The sequence below is a fragment of the Phenylobacterium sp. CCH9-H3 genome, assembly GCF_001557235.1.
Lineage (GTDB): Bacteria > Pseudomonadota > Alphaproteobacteria > Caulobacterales > Caulobacteraceae > Phenylobacterium.
This window is the reverse complement of the sequence record NZ_LSJI01000044.1, coordinates 1-23,747: the sequence shown is the minus strand read 5'-3', so window position 1 is coordinate 23,747 and position 23,747 is coordinate 1. Positions and strand designations below refer to the sequence as shown.

General features: G+C 69.8%; 28 protein-coding genes and 1 pseudogene. 9 read left to right on the top strand and 20 right to left on the bottom strand.

Translation table 11 applies throughout. The annotated features are described in order from the left end of the window. Positions 1-126 precede the first annotated feature (126 nt). Positions 127-501: a hypothetical protein gene (locus AX721_RS03555; protein WP_068874654.1), complete on the top strand. Its 375-nt coding sequence runs from the start codon at positions 127-129 to the stop codon at positions 499-501. A gap of 77 nt (positions 502-578) precedes the next feature. Here the strand turns inward: AX721_RS03555 and AX721_RS03550 are convergent, their stop codons facing one another. Further along, positions 579-1,394 (bottom strand): PhzF family phenazine biosynthesis protein, encoded by an 816-nt coding sequence (locus tag AX721_RS03550; protein ID WP_068874653.1) that lies wholly within the window; start codon positions 1,392-1,394, stop codon positions 579-581. A 95-nt stretch (positions 1,395-1,489) separates the two neighbouring features. On the opposite strand from AX721_RS03550, the gene AX721_RS03545 reads away from it, so the two are divergent. Beyond that, a complete protein-coding gene (locus AX721_RS03545) occupies positions 1,490-1,915 on the top strand; it encodes a GNAT family N-acetyltransferase (protein ID WP_068874652.1) in 426 nt (141 codons plus the stop codon). Here the strand turns inward: AX721_RS03545 and AX721_RS03540 are convergent. Together AX721_RS03540 and thiD are read right to left on the bottom strand one after the other, a co-directional pair. Continuing rightward, positions 1,912-2,481 carry a nucleotidyltransferase family protein gene (locus tag AX721_RS03540; protein WP_068874651.1) on the bottom strand — a complete coding sequence of 190 codons (570 nt, stop codon included), beginning with the start codon at positions 2,479-2,481 and terminating at the stop codon, positions 1,912-1,914. The two genes, AX721_RS03545 and AX721_RS03540, sit on opposite strands and share 4 nt — an antisense overlap. After that, on the bottom strand, positions 2,478-3,278 hold the full coding sequence (thiD, locus tag AX721_RS03535) for a bifunctional hydroxymethylpyrimidine kinase/phosphomethylpyrimidine kinase (protein WP_068874650.1): 801 nt from the start codon (positions 3,276-3,278) through the stop codon (positions 2,478-2,480). The genes AX721_RS03540 and thiD overlap by 4 nt, the downstream gene beginning before the upstream one ends. 144 nt (positions 3,279-3,422) lie before the next feature. Between thiD and AX721_RS03530 the strand changes: the two genes are divergently transcribed. Beyond that, positions 3,423-3,656 carry a hypothetical protein gene (locus AX721_RS03530; RefSeq protein ID WP_156466983.1) on the top strand — a complete coding sequence of 78 codons (234 nt, stop codon included), beginning with the start codon at positions 3,423-3,425 and terminating at the stop codon, positions 3,654-3,656. On the opposite strand, the gene folP is transcribed toward AX721_RS03530, so the two are convergent. Next, positions 3,653-4,480, bottom strand: a complete 828-nt coding sequence (folP, locus tag AX721_RS03525; RefSeq protein ID WP_068874648.1) for a dihydropteroate synthase — start codon at positions 4,478-4,480, stop codon at positions 3,653-3,655. The two genes, AX721_RS03530 and folP, sit on opposite strands and share 4 nt — an antisense overlap. 141 nt (positions 4,481-4,621) lie before the next feature. Here folP and AX721_RS03520 point away from each other — a divergent pair, with 141 nt between their 5' ends. After that, the gene (locus AX721_RS03520) at positions 4,622-5,353 is read left to right on the top strand and encodes a hypothetical protein (RefSeq protein WP_068874647.1); all 732 of its coding nucleotides are present in this window, start codon (positions 4,622-4,624) and stop codon (positions 5,351-5,353) included. Between the two features lie 47 nt (positions 5,354-5,400). Beyond that, positions 5,401-7,017, top strand: a complete 1,617-nt coding sequence (locus AX721_RS03515; protein WP_068874646.1) for an FAD-dependent oxidoreductase — start codon at positions 5,401-5,403, stop codon at positions 7,015-7,017. Positions 7,018-7,070: 53 nt separating this feature from the next. Here AX721_RS03515 and ftsH read toward each other — a convergent pair whose 3' ends face one another. Both ftsH and rpsU read right to left on the bottom strand, forming a co-directional pair. Beyond that, on the bottom strand, positions 7,071-8,957 hold the full coding sequence (ftsH, locus tag AX721_RS03510; protein ID WP_068874645.1) for an ATP-dependent zinc metalloprotease FtsH: 1,887 nt from the start codon (positions 8,955-8,957) through the stop codon (positions 7,071-7,073). Positions 8,958-9,145: 188 nt separating this feature from the next. Further along, positions 9,146-9,379 carry a 30S ribosomal protein S21 gene (gene rpsU / locus AX721_RS03505; RefSeq protein WP_068874644.1) on the bottom strand — a complete coding sequence of 78 codons (234 nt, stop codon included), beginning with the start codon at positions 9,377-9,379 and terminating at the stop codon, positions 9,146-9,148. A gap of 159 nt (positions 9,380-9,538) precedes the next feature. Between rpsU and AX721_RS03500 the strand changes: the two genes are divergently transcribed. Then, entirely contained in the window at positions 9,539-10,204 is a 666-nt protein-coding gene (locus tag AX721_RS03500) for a COQ9 family protein (protein WP_082765279.1), read from the top strand. Here the strand turns inward: AX721_RS03500 and AX721_RS03495 are convergent. The 4 genes from AX721_RS03495 to purE form a co-directional block, all read right to left on the bottom strand. Next, positions 10,195-10,392, bottom strand: coding sequence for a helix-turn-helix transcriptional regulator (locus tag AX721_RS03495; RefSeq protein WP_068874642.1), 198 nt, complete (start codon positions 10,390-10,392; stop codon positions 10,195-10,197). The two genes, AX721_RS03500 and AX721_RS03495, sit on opposite strands and share 10 nt — an antisense overlap. Beyond that, positions 10,389-10,775, bottom strand: coding sequence for a hypothetical protein (locus tag AX721_RS03490; protein WP_068874641.1), 387 nt, complete (start codon positions 10,773-10,775; stop codon positions 10,389-10,391). Before AX721_RS03490 ends, AX721_RS03495 begins: the two co-directional genes overlap by 4 nt. A 94-nt stretch (positions 10,776-10,869) precedes the next feature. Beyond that, entirely contained in the window at positions 10,870-11,949 is a 1,080-nt protein-coding gene (locus AX721_RS03485) for a 5-(carboxyamino)imidazole ribonucleotide synthase (protein ID WP_068874640.1), read from the bottom strand. Positions 11,950-11,960: 11 nt separating this feature from the next. Continuing rightward, positions 11,961-12,440, bottom strand: coding sequence for a 5-(carboxyamino)imidazole ribonucleotide mutase (gene purE, locus AX721_RS03480; protein WP_082765278.1), 480 nt, complete (start codon positions 12,438-12,440; stop codon positions 11,961-11,963). 125 nt (positions 12,441-12,565) lie between these two features. Here purE and AX721_RS03475 point away from each other — a divergent pair, with 125 nt between their 5' ends. Then, the gene (locus AX721_RS03475) at positions 12,566-13,288 is read left to right on the top strand and encodes a GGDEF domain-containing protein (protein WP_369796606.1); all 723 of its coding nucleotides are present in this window, start codon (positions 12,566-12,568) and stop codon (positions 13,286-13,288) included. Positions 13,289-13,290: 2 nt separating this feature from the next. On the opposite strand, the gene AX721_RS03470 is transcribed toward AX721_RS03475, so the two are convergent. From AX721_RS03470 to AX721_RS03460, 3 genes are read right to left on the bottom strand one after another with little or no spacing between them, the layout of a single operon-like run. Next, complete coding sequence (locus AX721_RS03470; protein WP_068874639.1) at positions 13,291-13,506, bottom strand: YdcH family protein; 216 nt, start codon at positions 13,504-13,506, stop codon at positions 13,291-13,293. A gap of 13 nt (positions 13,507-13,519) precedes the next feature. Beyond that, positions 13,520-13,963 carry a TIGR02444 family protein gene (locus tag AX721_RS03465; protein ID WP_068874638.1) on the bottom strand — a complete coding sequence of 148 codons (444 nt, stop codon included), beginning with the start codon at positions 13,961-13,963 and terminating at the stop codon, positions 13,520-13,522. 2 nt (positions 13,964-13,965) lie between these two features. Then, entirely contained in the window at positions 13,966-14,565 is a 600-nt protein-coding gene (locus tag AX721_RS03460) for a UbiX family flavin prenyltransferase (protein ID WP_068874637.1), read from the bottom strand. 130 nt (positions 14,566-14,695) lie between these two features. On the opposite strand from AX721_RS03460, the gene AX721_RS03455 reads away from it, so the two are divergent. Then, entirely contained in the window at positions 14,696-14,869 is a 174-nt protein-coding gene (locus AX721_RS03455) for a YdcH family protein (protein WP_068874636.1), read from the top strand. A 151-nt stretch (positions 14,870-15,020) separates the two neighbouring features. On the opposite strand, the gene AX721_RS03450 is transcribed toward AX721_RS03455, so the two are convergent. The 6 genes from AX721_RS03450 to ilvD form a co-directional block, all read right to left on the bottom strand. Beyond that, complete coding sequence (locus AX721_RS03450; RefSeq protein WP_068874635.1) at positions 15,021-15,710, bottom strand: DUF1013 domain-containing protein; 690 nt, start codon at positions 15,708-15,710, stop codon at positions 15,021-15,023. 111 nt (positions 15,711-15,821) lie between these two features. Beyond that, positions 15,822-17,618 carry a M10 family metallopeptidase C-terminal domain-containing protein gene (locus AX721_RS28530; RefSeq protein ID WP_068874634.1) on the bottom strand — a complete coding sequence of 599 codons (1,797 nt, stop codon included), beginning with the start codon at positions 17,616-17,618 and terminating at the stop codon, positions 15,822-15,824. A gap of 153 nt (positions 17,619-17,771) precedes the next feature. Continuing rightward, positions 17,772-18,494, bottom strand: a complete 723-nt coding sequence (locus tag AX721_RS03440; protein ID WP_068874633.1) for a DUF72 domain-containing protein — start codon at positions 18,492-18,494, stop codon at positions 17,772-17,774. A gap of 33 nt (positions 18,495-18,527) precedes the next feature. Then, complete coding sequence (gene ribB, locus AX721_RS03435; protein ID WP_068874632.1) at positions 18,528-19,667, bottom strand: 3,4-dihydroxy-2-butanone-4-phosphate synthase; 1,140 nt, start codon at positions 19,665-19,667, stop codon at positions 18,528-18,530. Then, a complete protein-coding gene (locus tag AX721_RS03430; RefSeq protein WP_068874631.1) occupies positions 19,664-20,239 on the bottom strand; it encodes an NADPH-dependent FMN reductase in 576 nt (191 codons plus the stop codon). The genes ribB and AX721_RS03430 overlap by 4 nt, the downstream gene beginning before the upstream one ends. A 227-nt stretch (positions 20,240-20,466) precedes the next feature. Further along, a complete protein-coding gene (gene ilvD, locus AX721_RS03425) occupies positions 20,467-22,350 on the bottom strand; it encodes a dihydroxy-acid dehydratase (RefSeq protein WP_068874630.1) in 1,884 nt (627 codons plus the stop codon). Positions 22,351-22,440: 90 nt separating this feature from the next. Between ilvD and AX721_RS03420 the strand changes: the two genes are divergently transcribed. Beyond that, the gene (locus AX721_RS03420; protein ID WP_304440577.1) at positions 22,441-23,364 is read left to right on the top strand and encodes a LysR family transcriptional regulator; all 924 of its coding nucleotides are present in this window, start codon (positions 22,441-22,443) and stop codon (positions 23,362-23,364) included. A 54-nt stretch (positions 23,365-23,418) separates the two neighbouring features. Here the strand turns inward: AX721_RS03420 and AX721_RS03415 are convergent. Then, a pseudogene (locus AX721_RS03415) lies at positions 23,419-23,747 on the bottom strand (long-chain fatty acid--CoA ligase); the annotation flags it as partial.

The following is a 23,747-nucleotide window of genomic DNA, read 5'->3' as shown; positions in this document are numbered from 1 at the left end:
AACTTCCTGCAAGGTAGGTGAACCTTGGCCAACGGCCAGGCTCAGACGCGCGTCAGGCGCGGCGTGGTTTCTTGTCCTCACTGAAGGCCGACCCCCCGGCCGACACGGACTTAAAGGAGACCAGACATGAAGACCCTGATCGCCGCTCTGGCCGCCGTCACCGCCGTGACGGCCGCCGCCGCCCCGGCCATCGCCACGGCCCAGCCCTATGACCGCTACGATCGCCACGAACGCGGCGCCTATAACCTGAACCAGCGCCAGGACGAGCTGAACCGGCGCATCGCCTGGGGCGTGCGCACCGGAGCCCTCACCCGCGGCGAGGCGGCCGATCTGCGCGACCAGGCGCGGAATATCGCCCGGATCGAGGCGCGCTACCGCGTCAACGGCCTGAACAGCTGGGAGCGCGCCGACCTCGACCGCCGCTTCGACCGCCTCGACACCCGCATCGCGCGTCAGACGCACGACCGGGAGTACGGCTACGGCTATGGCCATCGCCGCTAACCGCGGCGCCTGACACCCCGCCCTCCCGGCGGAGACTGGACGCCCTCGGAGCTTCGGCTTCGGGGGCGTCTGCGCGTTCAGGGTTCCGCGCGCAGCTGGCTTTCCATCATCGTCACCGCCCGGCCGCGCAGCAGGACGCGGTCGCCGCGGTGCTCGCACTCGAGGTCGCCGCCGCGGCCGGGATAGGCCTGGTGGAAGCGCACGGTCGCGCGGCCCAGCTTCTGCGCGAAGAGCGGCGCCAGGATGCAGTGAAGCGATCCGGTGCAGGGATCCTCGGGGATGCCCGAGCCCGGGGCGAAGAACCGGTCGACCACGTCGTGCGGTCCGCCCTTCGCCAGCGCCGCCACGCCGACGTTCCCCCGTCCGCCGGTCGCCTCGCCGGAGATGCGGTTCAGCGCCGGGATGTCCGGCCTCAGGTTGCGCACCGTCGCCTCGTCGTCGAACAGCGCCACGAGATAGGACGAGGCCCACACCTCGCTGGGCTCGGCCCCCAGCGCTTCGGCCAGGCCGGCCGGGACCGTGGTCCGCACCGGCGGCTGGGCCGGGAAGTCCATCTCGTACCCCTCGCCCGCCCGCGCGACCGTCAGAGAGCCCGACTTGGTGTCGAACGTGAGCCGGTCCGCCGCGACGCCGAGCTCGGCGAAGAGTGCGTGAGCCGACGCCAGGGTGGCGTGGCCGCACAGCGGCACCTCCAGCAGCGGCGTGAACCAGCGCAGCCCGAACCGGGCCGGATCGTCGGTCCGCAACAGGAAGGCGGTCTCCGCCTGGTTGTTCTCGGCCGCCAGGGCCTGCATCCAGGCCGCGTCCGGCCAGGCGGCGAAGGGCTCGACCACGCAGGCGGGGTTTCCCCGGAACGGGCGGTCGGCAAAGGCGTCGACGGTCCACTGGCGCAAGACTGGCCCCCTCGAAATCGGCCCCAGGACTTGCGTCGCGACGGCCCGGCCGGCAAGGGCCAGTTCCGGCGCGGCGGACCGGCAGGAGGGCTTCGATGACGTACGAGGTGAGCGACGATCCCGAGCGGTTCGACCTGGCCCGGGCGCACCGCTGGATCTCTGCCGAAAGCTATTGGGCCGAGGGCATCCCGCTGGAAACCTTCGCCAGGTCCTGCGCCAACAGCCTGGTGGTGGGCGCCTATGCGCCGGACGGGACCATGGCGGCCATGGCGCGGGTGGTCACGGATCGGGCCACCTTCGGCTGGGTGTGCGACGTCTTCGTGGACGCTGCCCACCGGGGCGCAGGGCTGGGCAAGCAGATCATGGCCTACCTCCGGGCGCACCCGGACCTTCAGGGTTTCCGGCGCCTGCACCTGGCCACGCGCGACGCCCACGGCCTCTACCGGCAGTTCGGCTTCACCGACCTCACGAAGGTGGAGAACTGGATGGAGATCCGCGACCCCGACGTCTATCGGCGCTAATCACCGACCACCTCGATCTCGGGCCAGCGCGCCTTGGCCGAGGCGGCGATGCGCGGGAAGTTGGCGGAGGGTCCGTCGGGATTGGGCCGCAGCCGCCGGGCGAACAGGTCCTCCAGGCCGAAGGGCGCCACCACGCTAAGGCCGTCGTCGGGCTCCAGCTTCACCCCCACGGCGAACATCGGGCTCACGAACCGGCCGGGGGCCTCGGCCGAGCTGGCCAGCGGCGCATAGGGCTCGCCGAACTTGCCCTCGAACCAGACGTGGACCCGCGCCTGGTTGCGCACCTCCACCATATCGCGAAGCGGCGGCTCGAACGCCGCCGCCACCCGCCGGATCACCACGTCCTCGGCCTCGTAGGAGATGTCGGAGGCGTCGAAGTAGCCGACATCGTAGTCCTTGATGCCGTAGTCCAGGTCGCGGCCGCCCAGGTGGTTCAGGACCCGCTGGTAGACCGCGCCCGAGAACAGCAGCCAGTCCGGCAGGTCCAGCGCGCGCAGGGTCGTCAGCACCTGCATCAGCGGCGCGGACTGGCGCAGGATGTCCTCGAGGCGGCGCTCCAGGCTCATGCACGCCCCCGCAGCGGCCAGGCGTGGTCCAGCGGCCCGTGGCCGGCGCCCAGGCCGGGCGCGCGCAGCATCGCCTCGTGCACATAGTCCCAGGCCCGCGCCACGGCCACGACCATGGGAAGCCCCTGCGCCAGGCCCGCGGCGCAGGCCGAGGCCAGGGTGCAGCCGGTGCCGTGGGTATGCCGGCTCTCGATCCGCTCGCCTTCGAAGGCGGTGTCGCCCTCAGCCGTCATCAGGATGTCCACCACCCGCTCGCCCGGCACGTGGCCGCCCTTCATCAGGACCGCCTTCGCGCCCGCCGCCAGCAGCGCCTCGCCGGCGCGGCGCAGGTCGTCCGTGGTGGCGACGGGAAGGCCGGTCAGGGCCTCGGCCTCGGGGGCGTTGGGCGTCAGCAGCGTGGCGCGCGGGATCAGCCGTTCGCGGACGGCGGCCACCGCATCGGCCGCCAGCAGCGAAGCGCCCCCCTTGGCGACCATCACCGGATCGATCACCGCAGGGACGGCCGCCTCATCCAGCAGCCGCGCCACCAGTTCGACCGTGGCGGCGTCGCCCAGCATGCCGGTCTTGATGGCATCGGCGCCGATGTCGGACAGCACGGCGCGAGCCTGCGCCTCCACCACGTCCAGGGGGATCGGATGCACGCCGGTGACGCCGAGGGTGTTCTGGACCGTCACCGCCGTGATCGCGGTGGCGGCATAGCCGCCCAGGGCCGTGACCGTCTTGATGTCGGCCTGGATGCCCGCCCCGCCCCCGCTGTCGGAGCCGGCGATGATGAGGACGCGGCCAAGGTTCTGCATGCCGGCAGTTAGGACGCCCGGCGGGCAAAGTGCATCCGGATTTGCGAACTATCCCCAGGCGACGGAGCCTGCGCCGCCTTGATCCGGCTCATGGCGGCCCAGCGGATGACATCGGCAATTAGCGGCGAAACGGAGGCCCGACCCATGACCCACCCCTGCGAGAGCTGCGGCATGCCCATCGAGGACGGCCGCTACTGCCAGTATTGCGTCGACGACGCCGGCGCGCTGCAGGACTTCGACACCCGGTTCCGCCGCATGGTGGAATGGCGGCTTCGCGAAGCCGGCGGCGACCGTGCGGCCGCTGAGCGCGAGACGCTCGCCCACATGGCGACCCTACCCGCCTGGCGGGATCATCCCCGCGTCAAGGCGGCGCTCTAGCGTCCCGAGGCGATCGCCGCCTGCACGGCCAGGGCCTGAACCGTCTCGCGCACATCGTGCACCCGCACGGCCGCCACGCCGGCCGCGGCGCCCGCCAGGGCCGCCGCGATCGAACCTCCCAGACGCTGGTCAACCGCGGCGCCGGGATCGAGGGCGCCGATGAACGCCTTGCGGCTGGCGCCCAGCAGGACGGGGAACCCCAGCGCCACAATCCGGTCCAGCCCCGCCAGCAGCGGCAGGTTGTGGCGCAGCGGATGCTTGCCGAAGCCGATGCCGGGATCCAGCCAGATCTTCTCGCGCGCCACCCCCGCGGCCATGGCCGCCTCGGCCCGCTGGACCAGGAACGCCGCGACCTCGGCGACCACGTCGTCGTAGCGCGGCTCGGCCTGCATGGTGCGCGGCTCGCCCTGCATGTGCATCAGCACCACCTCGCAGCCCAGCTCGGCGGCGACGGCCAGGCTGTCGGGCGCATAGCGCAACGCCGCCACGTCGTTCCAGACGCCAGCCCCGGCCGCCACGGCCGCCCGCGCCACCTGCGGCTTCATGGTGTCGACCGAGATCGGCACGTCGCTCTCCGCTCGAAGCGCACGGATCAGCGGGATCAGGCGCTCGATCTCGGCCTCGGCGGGCACGGGGTCGGCGCCGGGCCGCGTGGACTCCGCCCCGATGTCGAGAATGTCGGCGCCGTCGGCGATCAGCCGTCGCGCATGGGCCAGAGCCGCCTCGGGCGCGAGGAATCGCCCGCCGTCGGAAAAGCTGTCCGGCGTCGCGTTGACGATGCCCATGACCTTGGGGCGGGCGATGGTTGGGGACGCAGATTCCATAGGAGTCTTGCCGTCATACCGTCCGGCGCGGCCCGTCGAAAGCCCGCCCGGCCCCGCAGGCTTTGGCGGCCGCGCCTGCGCCGCATCGCCGGCCCCGCACATCTGACGTAAGCTTCCTTCCGTCACCGCAGGAGCGTCTTGATGCCCGACCCCGCCAACGACCCAGGCCAGCCCCGCCTGCAGGTGAGCGATGCGGACCTCGCAGGCTATGTGGCCGGCACGCTGGACTCCGACCGGCGGCGTTCGGTGGAAGGGTTTCTCGCCTGCAACCCGGATCTGGCGGCTGGCGTGATGACCCAGATGCACCTTTCCCGCCCCCGGAGCGCTGGCCGGCCGAAGCGCGGAGTGGTCGCGTTGGCGCTCGCCGTCGGCGTCGCCGCCTGTGTCGGCTCCGGGGTCGGCTGGACGGCGTCCGAGCGCCGCAACTTCGACGGCTGGCGGGAGCTCGACGGGGGCGACCCTCCGGCCTACGTCGAAGACGCCGCCGAATCCCGCCAGGCTTCCAGCCTGCGCGAAGTGATGGTGTCCCAGCTGGAAACCCCCAGCCTCGACGCCCGCGAAATCCGCGAGCGGCTCAGCCTGACCCTGCCAACGCTCCCCGCGAACTGGCGCGTGAAGGATGTCCAGGTCTTTCCCACCGATCACGGGCCCAGTGTCAACGTGGTGGTGGAGACGCATGACCGCCGGCGCCTCCAGCTCTTCGCGGTGAGGGCCGCCTCGATGGTCGCGGCGCGGCCGGAAGTGGCGGTCCGGGGCCGGGAGTCGGTGGCGTTCTGGGAACGGAACGGGGCGGCCTATGTGCTCAGCGGACCACAGTCCAACGCCGAACTCCTCGCCGATGCGTCCGCCCTCGCCGCGGGGGCGAAGCTTTGAGCTGAGGCGCCATTGGAACCCACGGGCCAAGACCCTAGCTGAACCGCATGCACCGCGACCTGAACCACGCCGAGACCGCCGGCGAGCTGAACACCGAAGTCTGCATCGTGGGATGCGGAGCCGCGGGCATCACGGCGGCCCGCCGCATGCTCGACCTGGGCCACCACGTCGTGCTGCTCGAAAGCGGCGGGCTCGACTACGAGCGGGCCATCTCGAAACTCAACGCCGGCGACAACGTCGGCGAGGCCTACTACGAGCTTGAGGACGCGCGCCTGCGGTTCTTCGGCGGAACGACGGCCATCTGGGGCGGCCGCATCGCTGAGCTCGACCCGATCGACCTCGAAAGCCGGCCCTGGGTGCCGAACTCCGGCTGGCCGATCGCCTGGTCCGATCTGGAGCGCTACTATGGCCCCGCCCGCGCGGTCTTCGGCGAGCCTTCGCACGCCGCGACCACGGACGATCTTCGGGCCGCCGGCGCACCGGCCCCCGCGTTCGATCCCGCCCGGCTAGAGGTCGGTGTGTGGACCTTCGACCGCCGGTTCAATCGCTTCGTCTTCGACGCCTGCTCCGACCTCGCCACCCATCCTCGCTGCACGATCGTCACCCACGCAACCGTCACGCAGATCGAGCTCGACCCGGGCGGCCAGCACGTCCGGCGGCTCCAGGCCCGCTCTCTCACCGGCCGGGGACTCACGATCGACGCAAGCATGTTCGTCCTCGCAGCAGGCGGCCTCGAGAACCCGCGGCTCCTGTTGGCGTCCACCGACGTGGCGACGCGAGGGATCGGCAATCGCTACGACCAGGTCGGCCGCTACTTCATGGAGCATCCGCACGCGCGGGGCGGGCGTGTGGTGGGCGGACGGGCGTGGCCCCTGCTCAAGGCTTTCGCGCGCACGCACCAAGGGGGCGCCCGGGAGATCGCCGGGCTGATCAAACCGAGCCCGCGAACCCAGGCCGAACTGGGAATCCTCAACAGCTCCCTTACGATCACCGCCCGGCAGCCGGCAGACGCCGCCCCGAACTGGGGCATGCGCGCCTATGCCCAGCTCAAGCACGGCATCGCCCCCTCGCGCAGCGGCCGTACGCTCTGGATGGCGACGAAGAAGGCGGCGAAGTGGGTTCAGCAACACACCGATCCGCTGCGCCCGTGGATGCTGCACCGGCTAGGGCTCCGGGACCTAGCGCTTCTCATTCGCGCGGAGCAATCACCGAACCCCATGAGCCGGGTCGTACTCACGTCACGGACCGATGCGTTGGGGATTCCGCGCATGGCCCTCGACTGGCGGACGACGTCGCTGGATGTCGACAGCGTGCGCGGATTGGTGGAGACGCTCGACGGTGAGTTGCGCCGGCTCGGGCTCGGACGGGTGGAGCCGTCGGCTTGGCTCGACGCGCCGGAGAAGGGTTGGCGCACCGATCCCCTCATCAGCTCGCATCCCATAGGCGGCTACCACCACATGGGCACGACGCGGATGTCCGACGACCCACACCGGGGCGTCACCGACGCCAGCGGCCGTGTCCACGGGGTGGAGAACCTCTATGTGGTGGGCAGTTCGGTGTTTCCGACTTCAGGCTGGGCCAACCCGACCCTGACCATCGCCGCCCTTGCGCTGCGCACGGCGGACAGAATATCCGCGCGGCTGGGCAAGCGCCGGGCTGCCTGAAGGCCCGACCGGCGCCGTTCCCCTCCGAGACGGAAGGAAAGGGCGGTTTGGGGTCAGGCCGGTTCGGCGCTGGGCTTGGGCGAGATGGGCACTGCCACGGACGGGCCGGTCGGGCGCTTGGCCTCGCTCTCGTCGCGGTGGGGCGCGACGCCCTTCAGCGCATTGACGATCTCGTCGCCGGTCAGGGTCTCGTACTCGAGCAGGGCCTTGGCCAGCGTATGAAGGTCGTCCAGCTTCTCGGTCAGGATACGGCGAGCCTCGCTCTCGCCGGCCTCCACCAGCCGCCGGACCTCTTCGTCGATGATCTTGGCGGTCTCTTCCGAGACGTTCTGGTTGCGCGCGACCGAGTGGCCCAGGAAGACCTCTTCCTGGTTCTCGCCATACTCGACCGAGCCCAGGCGCTCCGAGAAGCCCCACTTGGTCACCATCGCCCGGGCCAGCTTGGTGGCCTGGCTGATGTCGGACGAGGCGCCGGACGTGATCTTGTCCTTGCCGAAGATGATCTCCTCGGCGACGCGGCCGCCGAACAGGATGGCCAGGCGCGAGGTCATCTGCTCGTACGACATCGAGAACTTGTCGCGTTCCGGCAGCTGCATGACCATGCCCAGGGCGCGGCCCCGCGGAATGATCGTGGCCTTGTGCACCGGGTCGGTGGCGGGCACCGACAGGGCCACCAGGGCGTGGCCGCCCTCGTGATAGGCGGTCAGCTTCTTCTCGTCCTCGGTCATGACCATGGACCGGCGCTCGGCGCCCATCATGACCTTGTCCTTGGCGTCCTCGAAATCGCGCATGGTGACCATGCGGCGGTTCTTGCGGGCGGCCATCAGGGCGGCCTCGTTGACCAGGTTGGCCAGGTCCGCGCCCGAGAAGCCGGGGGTGCCGCGCGCGATGACCTTCACGTCCACGTCGGCCGCCAGGGGCACGTTCTTCATGTGGACGCGCAGGATGCGCTCGCGGCCGTTGATGTCGGGGTTCGGCACCACGACCTGGCGGTCGAAGCGGCCGGGACGCAGCAGGGCCGGGTCCAGCACGTCGGGGCGGTTGGTGGCGGCGATGAGGATGATCCCCTCGTTCGCCTCGAAGCCGTCCATCTCGACCAGCAGCTGGTTCAGCGTCTGCTCACGCTCGTCGTTGCCGCCGCCGAGGCCCGCGCCCCGGTGACGACCCACCGCGTCGATTTCGTCGATGAAGATGATGCAGGGCGCGTTCTTCTTGGCCTGTTCGAACATGTCGCGCACGCGGCTGGCGCCGACGCCCACGAACATCTCGACGAAGTCCGAGCCCGAGATGGTGAAGAACGGCACGCCCGCCTCACCCGCGACGGCGCGGGCGATCAGGGTCTTGCCGGTGCCGGGCGGGCCGATGAGCAGGGCGCCCTTCGGGATCTTGCCGCCCAGGCGCTGGAACTTCTGCGGGTCCTTCAGGAAGTCGACGATCTCGGTCAACTCTTCCTTGGCCTCGTCCACGCCGGCCACGTCCTCAAAGGTGACGCGGTTCTTGTTCTCGGTGAGCAGGCGCGCCTTGGACTTGCCGAAGCCCATGGCCCCGCGGGCCCCGCCCTGCATCTGGCGCATGAAGAAGATCCACACCCCGATCAGCAGCAGGATCGGCAGCGAGTTCAGCAGCAGGCCCACCAGGGTGATGCCGCCGGCGGCCTTCACCGTGATGTCGGCGCCCTGCGACTCCAGCCGCTTCACCAGGTCGTCCTGGTTGTTGGGCGTCACCGCCCGGAAGGTGCGGTTCGACTGGTCGGTCACCTGGACCATCGGGCCCTGGATCTCGGCCTTCTTCACCTCGCCGGCGTTCACCTTCGAGAGGAGCTGCGAATAGGTGACCTCGTGGGCCCCGGCGGCCCCGCGGCCGCCACCCGTCATCATGCTGTAGAGGCCAATCAGGACGACGACGATGACGCCCCAGATGACGAGATTTCGCATGTTCATATGAGGACAGATCCCTCGAAAGCGGCGGTCAGGCCCACAAGATAGGACGCCGACCGGTGATAGACCATTAAACGCCGGCCGCCCGCGACCGTACATCGCGCCTTAGCCGTATACGCAAAAAGGGCCGCGCCGGTGGCGCAGCCCTTCAAATAAGCATCATTCGTGCCAGGTTTTAGACCTGGATCAAATCAGCGCGTCGGCTTCTTCGGCGCGGCGATCAGGCCTTCGCGTTGGGCGCGCTTGCGGGCCAGCTTGCGGGCGCGGCGCACGGCTTCCGCCTTCTGGCGGGCGCGCTTTTCCGAGGGCTTCTCGTAGTGGACGTGCCGCTTCATTTCGCGGAACGAGCCTTCGCGCTGCATCTTCTTCTTCAGCGCCTTCAGGGCCTGATCGACGTTGTTGTCGCGGACGAAAATCTGAACCAGAGGAACCTCTCCTGCGTAACGCTAGCCGCCCGCCTCGACCGGCAAAAGGCGGCGAGCGTGCAAAAATGGATCGCCCGAAGGTGTGACCCTTCGGGTTTGAGCGCGGGCAATTAGCAGAAGGCGGATGCGATGTCCACGCGTTCGCCTTACAAAGCAACCATGACCACCGCCGCACAGGACTGGGCCGCAGCCGCCGAACAGGCGCTCCTCGACGAAACGCTGAAACTGGCGCCCGTCCACGGCTGGACACGGCGCACCGCCGTACTCGCCGGCAAGGCGCAGGGCATGTCGGCCGGTGAGACCGAACTCCTGATCCCGCACGGGCCGGCCGACCTCGCCGCCCTGCTGTCGCGCCGGCACGACGCCCGCGCCCTGGGGACCCTGGCCGAAGTGCATCCCTCGAACCTGAAGATCCGCGAGCGGATCCGCCGGGCCGTGGAGGCGCGCCTCGACGCCTCGGCCCAGGACGAGCCGGCCCTGCGCCGCTGGATGGGCTTCCTGGCCCTGCCGCAGAACCTGGCCTTGGGCTCGCGCCTGGCCTGGGAGAGCGCCGATGTCCTCTGGCGCTGGGCCGGCGACGAGGCCACGGACGAGAACCACTATTCCAAGCGCGCGATCCTGGCGGGAATCCTGACCGGCGCCATGACCATCCGCATGACGGCCGGCCGGAAGGCCGCGCTCGAATTCGTCGACCGCCGCATCGACGACGTCATGCGCTTCGAAAAGTGGAAGGCGACCACCACGTTCCGCCCCAGCCGCTGGCTGAACCAGGCCGCCGAGACCCTCGCCCGGGCTCGGTACGGGAGCGCGCCGCCTCAGGCGTGAGGGTTGGCGAAGATCGCCTCCACCGGCTCGCCGAACAGCGCCGCGATCCTGTAGGCCAGGTCCAGCGAGGGGTCGTGCTTGTCGCTCTCGATGGCGATGATCGCCTGGCGCGAGACGCCCAGCCGGTCGCCGAGGTCGGCCTGGGTCCAGCCCCGGGCGGCCCGCAGCTCCTTCAGCCGGTTCCTCACCGGGTGGTCCGCACGAAGGGCGAGATCAGGCCGTAGCAGAGCCAGAAGAGCATGTAGATCGCATAGCCCGGCACGTGCGGCGCGCGGGCGTACTCTTCCACGAACCCCCAGGCGGTGAAGATCGCCATTGCCGCGCCCGAGGCCAGGATGAACCGCTTGGCGGTCAAGGCCCGGACGAACTCGTCCGCGTCGTGCATCAGAGCCAGCGTCGCCCAGAGCTGGCCCACCACCGGAGCCGCCACGGCGAGACCCAACAGCCAGGACCCCGGCGCGCTGCGATCGTCGAATGCGCCGCCTATCGCCGCGACGTTGATGGCCACGTACGGGACCATGAAGGCGATGGTCCGGGTCACGTAGCGGCGGTGGGCGATGTCCATGGCCATGACGGCGCGCTCCTTGAATGTCAGGTCAACCTGACATGGAGCACGTGTAAGGTCAACCTTACATCTCATCCCTCCCCTTCAAGGGAGGGACGGCTCACAGCGCCTTGAGCTTGTTCACGTGGCCCATCTTGCGGCCGGGCTTCGGATCGCGCTTGCCGTAGAGGTGGATGCGGGTGTCCGGCTCGTGGGCCAGCTTGCTCCACGCGTCGGCCTCGTCGCCCAGCAGGTTCAGCATCTCGACGCGGGCATGCGGGACGGTGGGCGCCAGGGGCCAGCCGGCCACGGCGCGGATGTGCTGCTCGAACTGGTCCGCCGCGCAGCCGTCCTGGGTCCAGTGTCCGGTGTTGTGCACCCGCGGCGCGATCTCGTTGACCAGCAGCGTGCCGTCCTTCAGCTCGAACAGCTCGATCCCCACCACGCCGACGTAGTTCAGGCCCTTGAGGATGCGGGCGGCGATCTTCTCGGCCTGGAAGGCCAGGTCTTCGCTCACCTGGGCGGGCGCCAGGCTGCGGCGCAGGATGCCGCCCTCGTGATGGTTCTCGGCCAGGGGATAGACCGCCGTCGCGCCGTCGCGCCCCCGCGCGGCGATGATCGACAGCTCGCGGACGAAGTCGGCCGGCGCCTCCAGGATGACTGGAACCCCGCCCAGTTCGGTGAAGGCGGCGGCGGCGTCCGCGGCGTGCTCGACCCAACGCTGCCCCTTGCCGTCGTAGCCTTCGCGGCGGGTCTTCATCAGCACCGGCGCGCCCATGGCGGCGGTGGCGGCCACGGCCTCCTCCGCCGTGTCGGCGGACGAGAACGCCACGGTCGGCGCGCCGCTGGCGTTGAGGAACTGCTTCTCGGCGATGCGGTCCTGGGCCACGGCCAGGGCTTCGGGCCCGGGCGCCACCTCCACGCCCAGGGACTGGAGCTTGAGCACCGAGTCGGCGGGCACGTTCTCGAACTCGAACGTCACCACCTGGGCCAGCGCCGCCAGTTGCTCGAGCGCCGCCGGATCGTCGTAGGCGCCGACGATCGTATGGGCCGCCACCCGGCCGGCGGGGCTGTCGGCGTCGCGCTCCAGCACGGCCACGTCGAAGCCCAGGCGCGCCGCGGCCAGCGCCAGCATGCGGCCGAGCTGCCCGCCCCCCAGGATGCCGAGGGTGGAGCCGGGGGGAAGCGGAAGCGTGGCCATCTGTCTCTGCTCTACTCGACCGCCTCGGAAACGCTCGCGGTCTGTTGTTCGGCGAAGGCGCTGACGCGGTTCGCCAGGTCGGCGTCCGACAGGGCCAGGATCCTGGCCGCCAGCAGGCCGGCGTTCTTGGCGCCCGCCTCACCGATGGCCAGCGTCCCCACGGGAATGCCGCCGGGCATCTGGACGATGGACAGCAGGCTGTCCATGCCCTTCAGCGCCTTCGACTCCACAGGAACGCCCAACACGGGCAGGTCGGTCAAAGAGGCGGTCATTCCGGGCAGGTGCGCCGCGCCGCCGGCGCCGGCGATGATCACCTTGAAGCCTTCGGCCTTGGCCCCGCGGGCGAAGTCGTACATCCGCTGGGGCGTGCGGTGAGCCGAGACCACCCGGGCCTCGTAGGCGACGCCCAGCCCCTCCAGCATCTCGGCGGCGTGGCGCAGCACGGGCCAGTCCGACCGGCTGCCCATGATGATGGCGACAGGCGCGCTCATAATGCGTGGAATCCCAAGGCGTCCCCGAAAGGCGGCGGAGTATAGGCGCCGCCTTTGCCTGCACAACTCGCGACGGTTAGAATCCCTTAACCGCGGTGACGTCGAATGGCGTTAACCATTCGGGGATGACGATGAAGGTCGGCGGCGCTCGCAGCGAACCCATGGCGGCCACGCGCCGCGGCGGCGGCGCGCCCGCACCGGCCGGCGGACCGGCCGCGCCCCAACGAACCGATCGCGCCACCTTCATGGGCGTCACGCGCGCCGAGATGACACCGGCGGTCCAGGCTGCGATCCAGAGCCTGCTGGGCGAGCTCGACGAGTTGAAGGCCGAGGTCGACCGGCTGAAGGCGCGGCTCGAGGAGGCCGAGGGGCTGGCCGACCGCGACCCCCTGACCCCGCTCCTGAACCGCCGCGCCTTCCTGCGCGAGCTGGGCCGCGCCCGGACGTTCGCCCAGCGCCATGGTTTTCCGCTGAGCCTGGTCTATTTCGATCTCGACGGGTTCAAGGCGCTGAATGATCGTCTGGGTCATTCGGCCGGCGACGCGGCCCTGCATGCGGTGGCCGAGCGGTTGGTGGCCAATGTGCGCGAGAGCGACGTGGTGGGCCGGATGGGGGGCGACGAGTTCGCGGTGGTGCTGATGCCCGCGGACCAGGCCGCCGCGGAGGCGCGCGCCGGCGCCCTCGCCCATGCCATCGAACAGGATCTTCGCCTGCCCGGCGCCGCTGAGGCCCGGCTGCGGGTGAGCTATGGCGTCCGCGAGATCGGGCCGGAGATCGACCCGGAATCGCTCATCGCCCAGGCGGACGCGGCCATGTTCGACGCCAAGCGCCAGCGCAAGGCCGGCTGACGTCAGGCGATGATGTCGGGGTTGAGGAAGTCCTCGATCCTGGCGATCTCGTCCTTCAGCGCCAGCTTCTTGCGCTTCAGCCGGCCGATGACGATCAGGTCGGGCACGGTGGTGTTGCTGAGCGCCTGGATGGCGGCGTCCAGGTCGGCGTGGTCCTGACGCACCTCGGCGAGCCGGGCCTCCAGGGCCTCGTCGGTGAAGTTGGAATAATCGATCATCGGCCCCGACACTCTACCCCAGGGCGGCGGCCAGTTCAGCCAGGGCGCCTGCGGGCGCGGGCTTGTCCCACGCCTTGGACGCCGCTTCCAGAGCTTCGAGCGCATGGGCGCCCCCGCCGCCGTGCGACAGACCGTCCAGGGTCTCCAGCAGCAGGCGCTCGGCCGCCAGTTCCAGCGCCTTGACCTCCTCCCGGAACGCCAGGCGCGCCTCGTCGCCCACGGGCGGCAACGGCGCCTTCAGCCCGCGGCGCACCTCGCGCAGCGGAACCAACGCCGCGCGGTCCCACGCGCGGGCGCACGCCGCCGCCCGCGCCAGCAGTTCGGGATCCTTGGCCTCGGCGCGAACGGCCCACAGCAGCAGGGAGGTGTTCTGGCCGTATTCGTCCTGCAGCCGCAGGCACGCCTCTGGCACGCCCGGCCGCGCATAGGCCTCCAGCGCCCAGGCCCAGATGGCCATGCTCAATCGTCCCTGCCGCGGATGGTGGCGATGTCCTCGCCCCAGCGTTTCACCGGTTTCCAGTCCAGGCCGAACAGGTCCAGCGCCCGGCCCACCGACTGGTCGACCATCTCTTCCAGACTCTTGGGCCTGGCGTAGAAGGCCGGCAGCGGCGGCGCGATCACCGCCCCCATCTCCGCCAGCCGCACCATGGTGCGCAGATGGCCCAGGTGCAGCGGCGTCTCGCGCACCATCAGCACCAGGGGCCGCCGCTCCTTCAGCGTCACGTCCGCGGCCCGGCTCAACAGGGACGAGGTCACGCCGGTCGCCACCTCGCTCATGGTGCGGACCGAGCATGGGGCCACGATCATCCCCAGGGTCTGGAACGAGCCGGAGGCGATGGCGGCCCCGACGTCCCCGGCCTTGTGGACCACATCGGCGCGGGCCTGCACGTCGGCCGGCGACAGCTCGGTCTCCTGGGCCAGGGTCAGCGCCGACGAGCGGCTCATCACCAGATGCGTTTCGATGCCCAGGTCGCGGCAGGCGTCCAGCGCCCGCAGGCCGTAGGCGACGCCCGACGCGCCGGAAATCCCCACGATCAGCCGCGGCTTGTCGCCCTTCATCTGCGGGGGTCCCTCAACAACCGTCGCACGTTCGCGGTTCGTCCGCGCGACTGCAAACATATGTGATCTGACAGCCGCGGGAAGCGGGTGTTCACTCTAGGGCCGTCGAACTGAGAGGAGGCTCTTCGCCATGGCGCTAGATGCCCGGATCCGTGAACTCGGATCCCGCCACCAGTCCCTGGAACAAGCGATCCAGGACGAGATGCGCAGGCCCTACGCCGACGATGTCAGACTCAAGGAACTCAAGCGACAGAAGCTCAGGCTGAAGGAAGAGATCGAAACTCTCCGCGGCCAGCTGCACTGAATCTTCCCTCCCCCTTGTGGGGAGGGACAGACGGCGAAGCCGTCAGGGTGGGGGATAGGCGACCACACGCTGAGCTTGGTCGTGACTTCCCCACCCGGCTGTCGCTTCGCTTCAGCCACCCTCCCCATGAAGGGGAGGGACAGCTTCAAGCCTAGTCCTCGTCGTCCTCGTCCAGCTCCGGCCGGCTGGCGAAGACGTTGGCGAGATCGGTCTCGCGTTCGACCTCCGGCTCGTCGTCGATCAGGTCGACGTCGGACGCCGGGCGCAGGGTGGCGCCTTCCGGCTCGACGATGCCGCGGCGGGCGTCGTCCTTGGCCTTCTTGTCCGCCGCCTTCTTCACCACCGCGTCCAGCTCGAGTTGGGTGGCCAGACCCAGCGTGACGGGATCGACCGGCTTGATGTTGGCCGAGTTCCAGTGCTGGCGGTTGCGCACCTGGTCGATGGTGGCCTTGGTCGTGCCGAGCAGGCGGGCGACCTGGCTGTCGGGCACTTCCGGGTGGTTGCGGATGAACCAGGCGATGGCGTCCGGGCGATCCTGGCGGCGCGAGACCGGCGTGTACCGCGGCGCCTTCTTCACCGGCTTCAGGAGCTCGGCGTGGCGGCTCTTCTGCGGCTTCATCCGGTATTTTTCGTTCTTCTCGGCCGCATCCAGCTCGTCGCGGCTGAGCTGGCCGTTGGCGATCGGGTCGGCGCCGCGGATGTCGCGGGCCACCTCGCCGTCGGCGATGCCCTTCACTTCGAGCGGATGCAGTTCGCAGAAGTCGGCGATCTGATCGAAGGTCAGCGAAGTGTTGTCGACCAGCCACACGGCGGTCGCCTTGGGCATGAGAATTTGCGTCATCGCTTTTGCCTTTGAGGGCGAATTCCAGAAACGAAGGCGCCCGGCCTTTCGGCCGGGCGGTGAGGGATTTCATATAGGCCGGTTACGCCGGCCTGAAAACGAGATTCTAGATCAGGCCCCGAAGATCCAACCCGGCGTCAGCGTGCTCGCCTGCACGCCGACCAGGATGATCTGGTCGCTGGACGAGGCCAGGGTGACGACCGTGTCCGCCCCCACCTGGGCCACGCTGTACGTCGCGCCAGGATCCAGGTGCACGCGGTCGCCCTCCGCCGCGCTGAAGTCCAGCACCCGGTCGAGGCCTGCGCCGGACGAGATGTGGAAGACGTCGGCCCCCGCGCCGCCCGAGATCGTGTCCGAGCCCTTGTCGCCAGACATGAAGTCGTCGCCCGCGCCGCCGGAAATGGAGTCGTTCTCCTGGCCGCCCCGCACGATATCGTTCCCGGCCCCACCCTCGCAGGTGTCCGCGCCGAGGTTGCCGTAGACGAGGTCCGCGCCGTCGTCGCCGAACAGCAGATCGTTGTCCTTGCCGCCCACGACGTAGTCGTCGCCCGCGCCGCCCCGGCCGGTGTCGTCGCCGACGTTGCCGTGGATGTCGTCGAAGGCCGACCCCCCGACGATGGAATCGTTCCCGTCCTCGCCCCTCAGGTAGCTGGTCCCCGCGCCCCCATCGATGGTGTCCGCGCCGGCGCCGCCGAAGATGCTGTCGAATCCGGCGCCGCCGACCAGGCTGTTGGCGAGCGCATTTCCGGTGATGGTGTCGCTCCCGAAGCCGCCGATGGCGTTCTCGATCTGCGCGCCCTGGGCCACGGCCACATTGCCCACAAGGCCGCCGACATTGGAGAAGAAGCCCTCGCGCAGCTCGATGAGCTGGTTCTGCGAATAGCCGGAGAAGTCGAAGGTGTCGCGGCCGCCCGCGTCCCAGACCGCGAAGATCACCCGGCTGGAGCTGTTGGTCGCCACGAACCAGTCGCGGCCGGCGTTGGAATTGAAGCCATAGACGGTGTCGCCCGTCCGGGTGCTCATGTTCGCGCCGTATTCGATCTGAGCGGCGCGTATGTCGTCGAGCTGCGGCGCGGCGGCGTAGCGGCCGCCGTAGCTGGCGCCGGTGTTGCTCTCCGAGAAGTAGCTCATCACCGTGTACTGACGGCTGTCCTCGTAGTACTCGGCCGAATTGGCGTAGGTGATCGGCCCGCTGTCGTCGCCGGCGTTGTAGTCCCCCGGGTGGGCCAGGCCGATGGCATGGCCGATCTCGTGGATCAGGACCTGGGCGCCGTAGTTGCCCATGCTGGGCAGGCTGTTGGTGCCCGCGTTGATGTTGATCCAGACGTCGCCGGCGGCGCTGCTGGAGCTGGTGCTGCCCGGATAGTTGGCGAACGCCGCAGAGCCGCTCTCACCCGAGCTGTAGTTGCCGAACAGGATCGCGGCGTCGTTGGAATAGGCCGCCTCTCCCGAGTTTCCGATGCCCACGCGCACGAACCGGATGTTGGCCACGTCGGCCCAGGCCTGCATGGCCTGCTCGGCCTGGTAGATCTGCTGGGCGTTGAAGCGCTGGAAGCCCTCGGTGTCGCCCGGCATGGTCGTGGGCTCGCTGGCCCGGAAGGCGTAGGTCACGGTGAACGCGCGGCCGGCGACCCCGCCCCAGCCCGGGTAGGCCGCCATGGTCACCGGATCGAACCCGGTAAGCTGCAGGCCCGCCCGATCGATGGTGTAGCTCTCCTTGCCGTTCACCACGGCGCCCGCGCGGGCATCAGCGTTCAGGTAGGACAGGCCATCCGCGACGTCGGTCTCGGACACCACCGCAAGCCCCGTGCAGAGCGGACAGCTGCAGGCTCCGCCATCGGCGGCGGCGAACGGCCGGCTTTGCAGCGACGGGTCTTCGGCGGAGAGGGGGGAGGCGTCCGTGGGCATACTCGCACTCTATCCAGACCATCCCCTTCATTTGTTTAAGGGAATGGGTGAATCCGCACAATGCGGACCCTTCGCGGCGTTTGCGCGCAGAGAGTGTACGCAGCGCAGCGCAGGGTGGCTTCGCCGCAGCGTGCGGCAGTTTTCGCAGATCGGCTAGGCGTTGGTAAGGCGCTTGAGCGCCATGGCGTCCTGGGGGGCGGCGCACCCGATGTCGTTGTCGAAATAGGCGTAGACGTCCCGATCCTCGAGCCGCCAGTCCCGGATCCTCGCCGACCATTGCTCGAGCTCGGCCGCAGGGTAACGGTTCCTGTACCGCCCGCCCGGGCCGTGACCGCGCACATAGACCCAACTCGCCGTCCGCTCCCAGGGCGCCGGCGCGTGGTGATGGTCCGACAGGCAGAGCGAGACGTCGAAGTCGCCGAGCAGGGACATCACCGCCGGTTCGTACCAGGACGGGTGCCGGAACTCGACGGCATGGCGGCCTGCGGGCAACAGCTTGAGGAAGGCCGCGAGCCGCGCGTCGTCGCGGCGGAGTTGCGGCGGAAGCTGGATCAGCGAGGGCCCGAGCTTTTCGCCCAGAGGCGCCATGCGGCCGAAGACAAGCGCGACCGGATCGGCGCAGTCGTTCAGCTTCTTGTTGTGGGTGATGAAGCGGCTGACCTTCCAGGCGAACAGGAAGCCCGGCGGCGACCGTTCGGCCCAGCCCTGCACCATCGCCTCGGACGGGAGGCGGTAGAAGCTGGCGTTGATCTCGGCCGTGTCGAAGCGGGTGGCGTAATATTCCAGCCGCGCGCGGTCCTTCACCTCCGGCGGATAGAAGGGACCGCGCCAGTCCTTGTAGGTCCAGCCGGAACACCCGATGCGCAGCTCGCTCATGGCCCCCGAATGCGGAAGGCCGCGCGGCGGTTGCTAGCTCAGGGGCTGGCGGCCGACGATCTTGAGGCCGTAGCCGGCCGAGGCGGGCAGGACGGTCTGGGACGAGGTCAGCAGCGTCATGTCGCGGACGCCCAGATCCAGCAGGATCTGCGCCCCGATGCCGTAGTCGCGGATGATGTTCCCCGCATGATCGGCCTGCGGCTGGCCGTACCGTTCGCTGAGCCAGTGCGGATTGGAGTCGCGGATGAACACGGCCACCGCGGCGCCTTCGCAGGCCGACAGCGCGTTCAGCGCCTTGGGCACGTAGTCGCGGCGCGCCTCCACGGCGCCCAGCATGTCGGCGGCGAGGTCCACGCGGTGCATGCGCACGAGGGTCGGCTTGTCCGGTTCGATCCGGCCCTTGGTCAGGACCACGTGCTCGGTCTGGTCGATCGAGTTGCGGTAGATGATCATGCGGAAGCGGCCGCCGTAGGCGCTGTCGAACGGCGCCTCCAGCACCCGTTCCACCTGGCGCTCGGTGCGGCGGCGGTAGGCGATCAGGTCGGCGATCGTGCCGATCTTCAGCCCGTGCAGCTGGGCGAACGCCACCAGGTCCGGAAGGCGGGCCATGGACCCGTCGTCCTTCATGATCTCGCAGATGACCCCGGCGGGGTTCAGGCCGGCCATGCGGCTGATGTCGACCGCCGCCTCGGTGTGGCCGGCGCGGACCAGGACGCCGCCGTCCTTGGCCACCAGCGGGAACACGTGGCCCGGCGAGACCACGTCGTCGACGCTCTTGGTGGGGTCGACGGCGACGGCGATGGTGTGGGCCCGGTCGTGCGCCGAGATACCCGTCGTCACGCCCTCCCGCGCCTCGATGGAGACGGTGAAGGCGGTGCCGTGGCCGGACTGGTTGTCCGTGGCCATGGGCGGCAGGCGCAGCTGGCGCGCGCGCTCGGCGGTGATCGACAGGCAGATCAGGCCGCGGGCGTGCTTGGCCATGAAGTTGATCTGGTCGGGCGTCGCGAACTGCGCCGGGATGATCACGTCGCCCTCGTTCTCCCGGTCCTCCGCGTCGACCAGGATGTAAGGCCGCCCGTTGCGGGCGTCCTCGATGATGTCCTCGATCGGGCTGATGGCGCCGGACACGTTGTCGGACTCTCCGGACGGCGGAACGAGGTAGGGGCGTTTCATCGGATTGCGGCCTTCATCTGGGCGAACTCCACGACCTGTTCGGCGACGGTCGCGAGCTGCCAGGCGTCCTTCTGGTCCATGCAGTCGCCGGCCTCGTCGAACAGCGCGGCGCCGGCGTTGAGGGCCGCGCCGAACGGCGTCGGCCAGCCCCTAAGGGCATGTATGATCGCCCGCAGCGCCATCAAGGTCGTGCCTGCGGCCTGCCAGCCGTCGGCGGTGATGATCGTCCCCACCGGCTTCTGCGACAGGTAGGGCTGCGGGTCGTTGCGGGTGAGCTCCAGCGTGTCGAGGGCGTTCTTGATCACCCCCGAGATCGAGCCGTGGTAGCCGGGGCTGGCGACGATCACCCCATCGGCGGCGCGGACCGCCTCCGCCAGCTCGAGCTGGACGGCCGTGATGTCGGACGGGCGGGGGTCGAAGATCGGCAGGGCGCCCAGGAAGGCGCCGCCCAGCAGGCGCGTCTCCGCCCCGCGCGCCTCGGCGGCCCTCAGGGCGCAAAGCAGCGCCCGCTCGCTGGAAGACCCCTCGCGGATGGTCCCGCCGATCCCGACGATGAGGGGGCGTTTGCTCATGCTAGACCTCTAGGACGCCCGCCTCCGGAACGCCAGTTCCCGCAGCGGGAGATGGGCCGCGCTCCGACCCACGAGTGGCCTTGGCGCGTCAGCGACGTTCAGATTGACCATCAACCACACGAACCACCCGAATGCGATGGCGCCTTGCGAGGCGGTTCAGGCCGCAAGTCCGTGGGCGAGGTTCGTGGTTGAACGAGACAGCGGCTGCGGCGCCCACGGACGGCCGCTCAAGCCTCTTCGGCCGCCCGCGCCACGACGACGCGGGGCGCCGCGTCCAGGTCGCGCACGGCGCCGCGCGAAGCGCTGGTGGCGAAGGCGGCGTAGGCCCGAAGCGCGGTCGAGACGCGGCGGACCCGGTCGATGGCCGGGGTCCAGGCCTTGGCGCCGCGAGCCAGCTGGGCGGCGCGGCGCTCGGCCAGGACGCTGTCGGCCACCTTCAGCACGATGGAACGCGAGGGGATGTCGATCTCGATGCCGTCGCCGTCCTCGACCAGGGCGATCAGCCCGCCCTCGGCCGCCTCGGGCGAGACGTGGCCGATGGAGAGGCCCGAGGTGCCGCCCGAGAAGCGCCCGTCGGTGATCAGGGCGCAGGCTTTCCCGAGGCCCTTCGATTTCAGGTAGCTGGTCGGGTACAGCATCTCCTGCATCCCCGGGCCGCCGCGCGGCCCCTCGTAGCGGATCACCACCACGTCACCGGCCTTCACCTGGCCCGTCAGGATCCCGCTGACCGCCGCGTCCTGGCTCTCATAGACGCGCGCCGTCCCCGCGAACTTCAGGATGCTCTCGTCGACGCCGGCGGTCTTCACGATGCAGCCGTCCGGAGCCAGGTTGCCCTTCAGCACCGCCAGGCCGCCGTCTTTGGAGAAGGCGTGTTCGATGTCGCGGATGACACCGCCCGTCCGGTCCTCGTCCAGGCTGTCCCAGCGCTCGGACTGGCTGAACGCGACCTGCGTCGGCGTCCCGCCCGGCGCGGCGCGGAAGAAGGCGCGCACGGCGTCGTCGTTCGTCCGGCGGATGTCCCAGGTATCCAGCGCCTCGCCCAGGGTCGGCGTGTGCACCGTGGTCGTGTCGCGGTGGATCAGGCCGCCGCGGTCCAGTTCGGCCAGGATCGCCATGACGCCGCCGGCGCGGTGGACGTCCTCCATGTGCACGTCCGACTTGGCCGGCGCCACCTTGCTCAGGCACGGCGTCCGGCGCGACAGCCGGTCGATGTCGGCCATGGTGAAGTCCACCTTGGCTTCGTGTGCAGCGGCCAGCAGATGCAGCACCGTGTTGGTCGAGCCGCCCATGGCGATGTCCAGGCTCATGGCGTTCTCGAACGCCTTGAAGCTGGCGACCGCGCGCGGCAGCACCGAGGCGTCGCCCTCCTGGTAGTAGCGCTTGGTGATCTCGACGCACAGGCGGCCTGCGCGGCGGAACAGGGCCTCGCGATCAGCGTGAGTGGCCAGCACCGAGCCGTTGCCCGGCAGCGACAGGCCAAGCGCCTCGGTCAGGCAGTTCATCGAGTTGGCGGTGAACATGCCCGAGCATGAGCCGCAGGTGGGGCAGGCCGCGCGCTCGATGGCCTGGACGTCCTCGTCCGAGACCTTGTCGTCGCCGGCGGCGATCATGGCGTCGATCAGGTCGAGCTTGGTGGTCTTGCCGGCCTTGACGACCTTGCCGGCTTCCATGGGCCCGCCCGAGACGAACACCACGGGGATGTTCACCCTGAGCGCCGCCATCAGCATGCCCGGCGTGATCTTGTCGCAGTTGGAGATGCAGACCATGGCGTCGGCGCAATGCGCGTTGACCATGTACTCGACGCTGTCGGCGATCAGCTCTCGCGACGGCAGGCTGTAGAGCATCCCGTCGTGGCCCATGGCGATCCCGTCGTCGACGGCGATGGTGTTGAATTCCTTGGCCACCGCTCCGGCCGCCTCGATCTCGCGCGCCACCAGCTGGCCCAGGTCCTTCAGATGGACGTGGCCCGGCACGAACTGCGTGAACGAGTTCACCACCGCGATGATCGGCTTGCCGAAGTCGGAGTCCTTCATCCCCGTCGCGCGCCAGAGGCCGCGGGCGCCGGCCATGTTGCGGCCGTGGGTTGACGTGCGGGAGCGCAGGTCGGGCATGGCAGGCCTCCGGTTAGGTCCGAAGGGCGATAAAGCGCGGATGTCTGCTGGCCAAATATATTTTTGGCCTGCGACTAGGTCGTGCCACATATGAGTATGGATGTCCGCCAGCTGCGTCACTTCACGACGGTCGCCGAGACGCTGCACTTCGGGCGCGCCGCCGAACGCCTGGGCATGACCCAGCCGCCGCTCAGCCAGTCGATCCAGGCGCTGGAGCGCGAGCTGGGCGCGGCCCTCTTCGTGCGCACCAAGCGCAGCGTGGCGCTGACGCCGTTCGGCGAGCGCTGGCTGCAGCCGGCGCGGGCGGCGCTGGCAGGCTTTTCGGAGCTGCCCCACATCGCGAGACGCCTGCGCGACGGCGAGGTTGGGCGCCTTGAGGTGTCGTTCGTGAGCACCGCCGACTACAGCGTCCTGCCCGCCATCGTCCGGCGCTATTCCACCCTCTACCCCGAGGTGGAGATCGCGCTCACCGAGGCCACCAGCGACGTGCAGTTCGCCGCCATCGGAGAGGGCCGCGGCCATGCCGGCATTGTCATCCCGCCCACCGGCGCGGCCCTGCCGCCCGGCCTCAGCTATCGGCGACTGACCCTGGAGCCGTTGGTGGTCGCCGCGCCCGAGAGTTGGATCGCCGAGGGCCGGATCGTCGCCGAGGACGGCCGGCTGGCCCCGCAGCAGTTGATCGCGGCGCCGTTGATCATCTTTCCACGCCGGGTGGCGCCGGCCTTCCACGACCTGGTTACCGGCTACTACGCCGCCCATGGCGGGACCGCCCGCGTCGTGCAGGAGGCGATCCAGATGCAGACGATCATCAGCCTGGTGTCGGCCGGCCTGGGCGTGGCGCTCGCGCCCATCTCGCTGCGCAACCTCGCCCGCACGGGTGTCCGCTACCTGGACCTCGCGGGCGAGCCCCCGGCCCTGGAGACCGGCGTCGCCTGGCGCACGACCGATACGACGCCGACGCTGGCGCGGTTCCTGGAGGTGGCGCTGGGAGACCTTCCTCCCGACTCCCTCTGACCCTCATCCCCGGACAAGCCGGGGATGACGAAGGTTTTTCGAGGGGTGAGGAGATCAGGCCTCTTCCTTCGCGAACACCTTCTTCAGCTCGGTCTTCAGGATCTTGCCGTTGGCGTTGCGGGGCAGGGTCTCGGGCCAGAAGGCGATCTTCACCGGGACCTTGAACGCCGCCAGCCGCCCGCGGACGAACTGGCGCAGCTCGGCCTCGGTGGCCGCGCCGCCGGGCTTCAGGTGGACCACCGCGGCCGGCTCCTCGCCCAGGGTCTTGTGCGGGATGCCCACCAGGGCGGCGTCCATCACGTCCGGGTGGTCGTAGAGAACGTTCTCCACCTCGACGCAGTAGATGTTCTCGCCGCCGCGGATCAGCATGTCCTTGGCCCGGT